This is a genomic window from Pedobacter sp., from assembly GCF_041662865.1.
GTDB lineage: Bacteria > Bacteroidota > Bacteroidia > Sphingobacteriales > Sphingobacteriaceae > Pedobacter.
This window is the reverse complement of the sequence record NZ_JBAZRL010000100.1, coordinates 580-3,869: the sequence shown is the minus strand read 5'-3', so window position 1 is coordinate 3,869 and position 3,290 is coordinate 580. Positions and strand designations below refer to the sequence as shown.

Below are 3,290 nucleotides of genomic sequence, written 5' to 3'. Positions count from 1 at the left end.
AAAAAAAAGATGGTGAAATTAGTAAACTCATCACTGCTCAAAAGCTAAAACAGTTACAAATTGAAAAACAAAATGCATTAATTGCAGGAAACGTTCTTTTGGCTAAACAAAAACAGAGCGAAATAGAGCTGTTATCAAAAGAAAAAGAACTTCAAGATTTTAAACTAAGCGAGCAAACACAGAAAATAAAAAGTCAGAATTTAAATGCCATTAACAAAGAGCAACAGTTAAAACTGGCAAAAACCGAACAACAAGCTAAAGAACGAGAGCTAGCTAACGAAAAAACAACCCGAAATTTGTTATTAATTGGCTTTGGCTTATTACTGCTGCTAATCGTCACGTTTTTTAATCGCTACAAGCTAAAACGCAAATTAGCGCAGCAAACAGAACTACTGAACATTAGAAATAATATTAGTAAAGATTTGCATGATGAAATTGGAAGTACTTTAACTAGCATTAACATTTTAAGCAGTGTATCGCAACAAGCAATTGATCATGATACTGGCGAAGCAAAAAAAATGTTGGAGAAAATAGCAACACAAAGTAAAACCATACAGCAAAGCATGAGCGATATTGTTTGGAGCATACAACCCAATAACGAAAAAATAGAAAATCTAGTGATAAGAATGAGAGAATTTGCAGCTCAAATCTTAGAGCCATTACCTATTAATATATTTTTTGAGGCCGATGATGAACTAAAGAAAAAATCTTTACCAATTGATTATAGAAAAGAGATTTTACTGATTTACAAAGAAGCCTTAACTAACATTACTAAACATGCCAATGCAAATACGGTAACCATTAATTTCAACAAAACAGCAAAAAATGCTGCCCAACTCATTATTGCTGACAATGGTACCTGGAAAGGTGAAACATCTGGCACGGGATTGAGAAGCATGAAAGAGAGAGCAGAAGCCATTAATGGAACTTTAACAATTGCCCATCAATTACCGGGTACTCAATTACAGCTTTTAATTAATCTACCCTAATTTGGGGATATAGCAGAAGCCATCTTTCATTTAATATTGAACATCAAACCTTAAAAAATGGCGATAAATGTATTAATATTCGAAGACAACCAGAATTTACGCTTTAGTATAGAAACTATGCTAGCGTGGAATGCTGACTTTAACTTATTAAAAGCAATGCCAGATGCCAACACCGTTGAAGAAACATTAGTCAGTTATCAACCTGACGTAATTTTAATGGACATTGACATGCCTGGCACCAATGGCATCAACGCGTTAAAGAAAATTAGAGCAACCAACCGGTATGTACATGTAATTATGCTCACTGTTTTTGAAGATGAAACCAACATTTTCGAAGCTATTTGTGCAGGCGCAAATGGTTACATTTTAAAGAAAAATTTCGACCAAATACCTACAGCTATCATGGACGTAATGGCTGGAGGCGCCCCAATGACCAGTAGTATTGCTAAAAAAGTGCTTTCTTTTATCCCAAAGAAAAATGAAAATCATAAACAAACATTAGAACTGCTAACTGCCCGAGAAACAGAAATATTAGAATATGTGATCAAAGGTTTTAGCTATAAAATGATCGCAAATGAGCTTAATATCTCTGTAGAAACCATTCGTAGTCATATTAAAAAAATATACAAAAAACTACATGTAAATAGCGCAACCGAGGCAATCTACAAGTACAACCAAGGTTAACTCGAAGCCTATCTTTTCACCCTTTTATGGTATTGATGACTGTTTGTTAACGGTTTAAATTTGATTAGAAATCATCACTAATTGAAAATCTTACCATGAAAACAAAAATCTTAATCATTTTATGTGTTGTTGTAATAACAGCATGTAAGAAAAAGGAAACTGAAAATGTTCCTAAAGTTGAACAAAAAACTTTTATAAGTAAGCAAGTTTATACTATTGGCACCTATACATGGAATTACGACACAAATAATCAATTAAGTACAATTGTATTTGCAAGCGCAAACGAAGCCTCGAATGGTTCTAGCACTTATATCATAAACAGTGTAAATAGCAAAGGCGCAATAGTAGATGCTTTGGAAGATCGAGTATCTCCAACATTAATAGACTATAGGTATGTAAACACATACAATTCAGAAGGAAATTTAGTACGTACTAATTTTTTTAATAATGCAACTGGTGCATCAGCAGGTTATACTACTTTAGAGTATTTATCAAATAATCAAATAAAGCAAACCAGTTTCAATGCGAGTAATGAAGCAAATCAAACTGCAATATATACCCTCAGTACGGATGGTAAAAACGTGATAGAACAGAGGAGCTATACCTCAGCAGGCGTACTAAACCACACTTATGTTTATAGTAATTTCGATACAAAAAAAACCGCTAGTAGTTTATATCCGAAAGGATACGCAACATCGCCGTTTAGTGAAAATAATTTTCAATCTCAAAGTTTAATCCTTGGTACTGCTGGAGTTCCTACCAACGTCACTTACACTTACGAATATAATTCCGAAGGCTATAGAACTAAGCGCACTTCGTCAAGTGGTGTTTTTGACACCGTTGAATACATTAAAAAATAAACTATCTAACCATGAAAACAAAAATTTTAATCATTTTATGTGTTGTTGCATTAACAGCATGTAAGAAAAAGGAAACCGAAACGAAACCAACACCGGTTGCTAAAAATTATTATGCAGTTGGACAAGAAACTAATTCTACAACAGGCATATCAGTTATAAAATATTGGAAAAATGGAGTAGCTACTAATTTAACCGACGGCACCAAAAATTCTTATGCAAGCAGCATTGCAATAATTAATGGCGAAGTATTGGTAGCTGGGTCAGAACATAATGGTACACATTTAGTAGCGAAACTATGGCGTAATGGGGTACCTACTACATTAAGTAATACCGCATACCATGCTGTACCAGATAGAATTTTTGTTTCTGGCACAGATGTTTATATAACTTTTAGTGAAAAAAATGCCAGCGCTATATATGTGACTAAACTTTGGAAAAATGGTATAGTTACAAATATTAGTAATGGAATTACGGATATACAAACTAGTGGCTTATATGTTAACGGGAATGATGTATATGTAGCTTATAGCGAGTTTGTTCCTAGCCATGGCACGTATAAAGCAAATCTTTGGAAAAACGGAACGGTAACCAGTTTAACTGCTGGCTTATATAATGCCTTAACTGCAGGCGTAACGGTAACTGGCAGTGATGTTTATGTAGCTGTAAAAGAGCAAGTAGAAGGTTCCATCTACTACAAAGTAAGACTATGGAAAAATGGCACATTTACCGACTTAACTGATGGATCTGTTTTTACTGA

At 34.0% G+C, this 3,290-nt stretch carries 4 protein-coding genes; all 4 read left to right on the top strand.

Translation table 11 applies throughout. The features are described 5' to 3' along the window. Window positions 1-989, top strand: a 989-nt coding sequence (locus WC622_RS16530) for a sensor histidine kinase (RefSeq protein WP_372820795.1), incomplete at its 5' end; no start/stop codon positions are given. Window positions 990-1,046: 57 nt separating this feature from the next. After that, on the top strand, window positions 1,047-1,673 hold the full coding sequence (locus WC622_RS16525) for a response regulator (protein ID WP_372820794.1): 627 nt from the start codon (window positions 1,047-1,049) through the stop codon (window positions 1,671-1,673). A 95-nt stretch (window positions 1,674-1,768) separates the two neighbouring features. Next, a complete protein-coding gene (locus WC622_RS16520; RefSeq protein ID WP_372820793.1) occupies window positions 1,769-2,533 on the top strand; it encodes a hypothetical protein in 765 nt (254 codons plus the stop codon). A gap of 11 nt (window positions 2,534-2,544) precedes the next feature. Next, window positions 2,545-3,290, top strand: a 746-nt coding sequence (locus WC622_RS16515) for a hypothetical protein (RefSeq protein WP_372820792.1), incomplete at its 3' end; no start/stop codon positions are given.

Coding starts and splice junctions, on each gene's coding strand:
- WC622_RS16520 (WP_372820793.1), top strand. CDS start 1,769: ATGAAAACAAAAATCTTAATCATTTTATGTGTTGTTGTAATAACAGCA.
- WC622_RS16525 (WP_372820794.1), top strand. CDS start 1,047: ATGGCGATAAATGTATTAATATTCGAAGACAACCAGAATTTACGCTTT.